Here is a 3091-nt window from a genome sequence, read left to right as displayed (position 1 = left end):
AAGGCAAAATCAAAAGGCAAAATCAAAAGCTATGGCACTCGCTTCGCTCGTGTCGTTTCAAGAGCAAAGGCAAAATCAAAAGCATTGATAATGCATTCGCTATGCTCATGCTTTTTTAAGAGCAAAAGCATCAATACTTCGCTCGTAGACACTCGCTAAATGCTCTCATTTGCGTTCTAAGAGCATTTTTTATTTCAATTATACTTTTATGCAGAAAAGACCAAGTAGGGCTAAAAACCCCGTTTTTTTTCGTTCTAGAGCATTTTAAAATGGTGGTGGTGAATCGTAATCATTGCCAGATCGTTTTTCTTGATCATTTTTTTGTGTCGGTTGTACTTTTTGTTCTGGTTCTTGATGGAACTCATTTTTACTGTATCTCTTGTAATTTGGATTCAAAATAAGATTTTCTTGCAATGATTTAATTTGAATTTGTCTATAAAATTCAACAGGATAATCTTGTTCAAGACACTCAAGTTGATATTCATAATTCTTGATTTGTTCTTTATTGAAACCAGCAAATGTATTGTTCCATTCCATTTGAAATATTCTTTCTTCTTTTTTTAGTTTTAGTGATAGTTCTTCATTTTCTTTTTCAACTTGCAATTGCTTCCTTTTTTCTAGCACTTGTTCTTTAGCTGCTCGCAAAGTTTTATCAAAATATTCTTTCCATGTTTGGTCCAGGCCGTCCAGTGCGTCCAGATAGGGTTTTACATGTTCTTGTAAATCTGAAAGTGCTTTACGAGCCTCTGAGGCTGTTTTAAGTGCATTTTGTGCATCTTTTTTTGCTGATCTAGTTTGATTTGCTAATAAATTTAATTCTTTTAATTTTGGTTCGATTTGTTCAATCACAGATTCAATAATTCTTTCAGCATATTGTGTTTTACTCTCAAACATTCCATTGGGTTCAGGTGCTTGAAGTACAATATTGGGTTCAGGTTCATAGTTGTTTACATCGTTGTAGTACTCACGAATAGACGTATGTTTTGCCTTACTTCCCTCAATTCCTCGTTCAAGCCCTAAATCCTTTACCTGAACTGCAAAATCAGTCTGCATCTGTGAAAGTGTATGTCGAGATCCACCGATATATTTTTTAGCATTCAATCGCCCCGTTTTTTCGTCCACTGGAACAACGTAGGCGACAAGGTGAGGGGTTGTTTCATCACGGTGAATGGTAGTGCTGACGACATTATTTTTACCGTATTTATTTTCGAGCCATTTTTTCGACTGCTCAAAAAATGCGGTTTCTTTTTCAGTTCCCCAGCCATCCCACTCCGGACTCGCTGTAATTAAATGCTCAATACACAAAACTGCATCTTTACGTCTTTTTTCGGGGATTCGGTCCCGGATCGCTGACATGCATTTTTCGTTCGTATCTAAGTCATGCTCATTCAAATGTGTACGAGCATCATCAGCATTTAACGTTTCTCGATTGCGATAATTATGCGAAAGACTGCCTCCAACATCGGCAAATGATTTGAGTTTCTGAATACGCAAAATAGCAAATGACATGGGCGAAATCCGACACCGCAAAAAACACACGATAGCAGAGCTTTTTGAGCTTTGCGATAGCGAAGTGGACTCACTCCACTTTCAAAACGCCTTTGGGCTTTTGAAAGTTCATGAGCAAGGGGAATCCTCCCCTGGACCCCTGACAACTTTTCAAGTTGTATAAAGCGCTTTCTTTATTCGCCGGATTCTATTTTCTAATCCGATGATGCTTTTCTGCAGACGATCGCTATATGCTTTTTTTTGAAGATCAGAAAATTCTTTTAGTTCATTTTCGAGCTGAGAGATTTTGTCTTGTAGCAAAATCTCTTTCTCAAATTTTGTTATCTCTTTTTCAATCATTCTTTGAATCCGGCTTTTTCTAAAATTGGATAAAGCTCTCTGAATTTTTCAGGTTGTAAAAGCATGTCGGCGATGCGAATAGCAAATTGTTGGTAGCTTTCTGTACCTTGTGAGTATTTCCCCATTTCGGGCATTTCAGACATTTTATTAGCAAATAAATGGCGTTGTGAGTCAGTCATCTTGATAAAGAAATCGGGTGTATTAGGATCTCGTTTAGATTCGATTTTCTTTGCTTGTTGCTTCTGCTTAAATTTGAATGAAAAGCCTGAAATAGCTCGACCTTTTTTATGTTGTTCATAGGTCACAGTGATATCGGTATGTTCATTGATCTGCTTGATAGACGGTTCTAAGACACGCCTTTTAAACAGCTCCATACGTTGATATTCATTATCCTCAACACCAACTCTATTTCTGAATTCTGATAGTTCAATTTGTGGAGTTTTACCCACTTCACGCCATGCAATTAGTAGTTCGTATAATCGAATTGCATACTTACCTGTAAGCTGTGATACCTGTTTAAGTTGATAACTTGTAAAGTGTTCCTCAAGCCGAGTAACAAGTGGTACAACGTCAGGGGCAAAAGTGATTTCTAAAATCGCTAACGTATCAACATAGAAAACACGACTAACCCAACGTGAGCGCACAATGCCTGTTTTGCCAGTCTTTTTATATTCCGAAACATAGCTAAACTTACGTTCAAACAGATTATTTACAGCATCTTTTAATACTTTGTATGCAGCATCTGTAGACACATTAAAGTGTTTTGCGTAATCACTAGCATGTATTTCTAACTTGCTGTCTGCGGTAATTCCTTGCCCTGTTTCTCTAGCATTCATAATTGCAAGCAATATTAAACGCTGTTCAGACGTTTCTAAGTTATAACTGGCATTCATTAACGCATTGTCTTTCACTACTAATCCATTTTTCAATTTAGCACCATAGATGTATCTTGGTTTGATAGCACCTTAAAATGCTAATGGTGTTAAGTCAAGAGGAAATGGTGCTTTATACAAGAGGAAATGGTGCTTTATACAAGAGGAAATGGTGCTTTATACAAGAGGAAATGGTGCTATATGTCCTCTACAAGCCTTGTGTAGCAATCGTTTCGGCTCGCTTAAAAGCATTTAAAAGCTTTAAAAGATATTAAAAGCCCAAGAGCATCAAAAATCAAAGGCTATGGCACTCGCTTTGCTCGTGTCGTTTCAAGAGCAAAAGCAAAGTCAAAAGCATTGATAATGCATTC

Annotated in this window: 3 protein-coding genes; all 3 read right to left on the bottom strand. The window is 37.1% G+C overall.

Features of this window, described 5'->3' with window-relative positions; translation table 11 throughout:
• Positions 1–264 precede the first annotated feature (264 nt).
• The 3 genes from mobV to repM all read right to left on the bottom strand — a co-directional run bounded on the left by mobV (position 265) and on the right by repM (position 2777).
• Complete coding sequence (gene mobV / locus FTT99_RS16215) at positions 265–1509, bottom strand: MobV family relaxase (RefSeq protein ID WP_180161682.1); 1245 nt, start codon at positions 1507–1509, stop codon at positions 265–267.
• A 150-nt stretch (positions 1510–1659) separates the two neighbouring features.
• Positions 1660–1848, bottom strand: a complete 189-nt coding sequence (locus tag FTT99_RS16210) for a hypothetical protein (protein ID WP_120376159.1) — start codon at positions 1846–1848, stop codon at positions 1660–1662.
• Positions 1845–2777 (bottom strand): replication initiation protein RepM, encoded by a 933-nt coding sequence (gene repM / locus FTT99_RS16205; protein ID WP_120376160.1) that lies wholly within the window; start codon positions 2775–2777, stop codon positions 1845–1847. The genes FTT99_RS16210 and repM overlap by 4 nt, the downstream gene beginning before the upstream one ends.
• Positions 2778–3091: the final 314 nt, after the last annotated feature.

Origin of the sequence: Acinetobacter sp. YH12040 (assembly GCF_013420005.1) — a bacterium.
Taxonomy (GTDB): Bacteria; Pseudomonadota; Gammaproteobacteria; order Pseudomonadales; family Moraxellaceae; genus Acinetobacter; species Acinetobacter amyesii.
Note: the sequence above shows the minus strand (reverse complement) of the source record. Positions and strands in the feature narration are given on the sequence as shown.

Excerpts from the sequence above, each read along its gene's own strand:
- mobV (WP_180161682.1), bottom strand. The coding sequence starts at position 1,509 with ATGTCATTTGCTATTTTGCGTATTCAGAAACTCAAATCATTTGCCGAT.
- FTT99_RS16210 (WP_120376159.1), bottom strand. The coding sequence starts at position 1,848 with ATGATTGAAAAAGAGATAACAAAATTTGAGAAAGAGATTTTGCTACAA.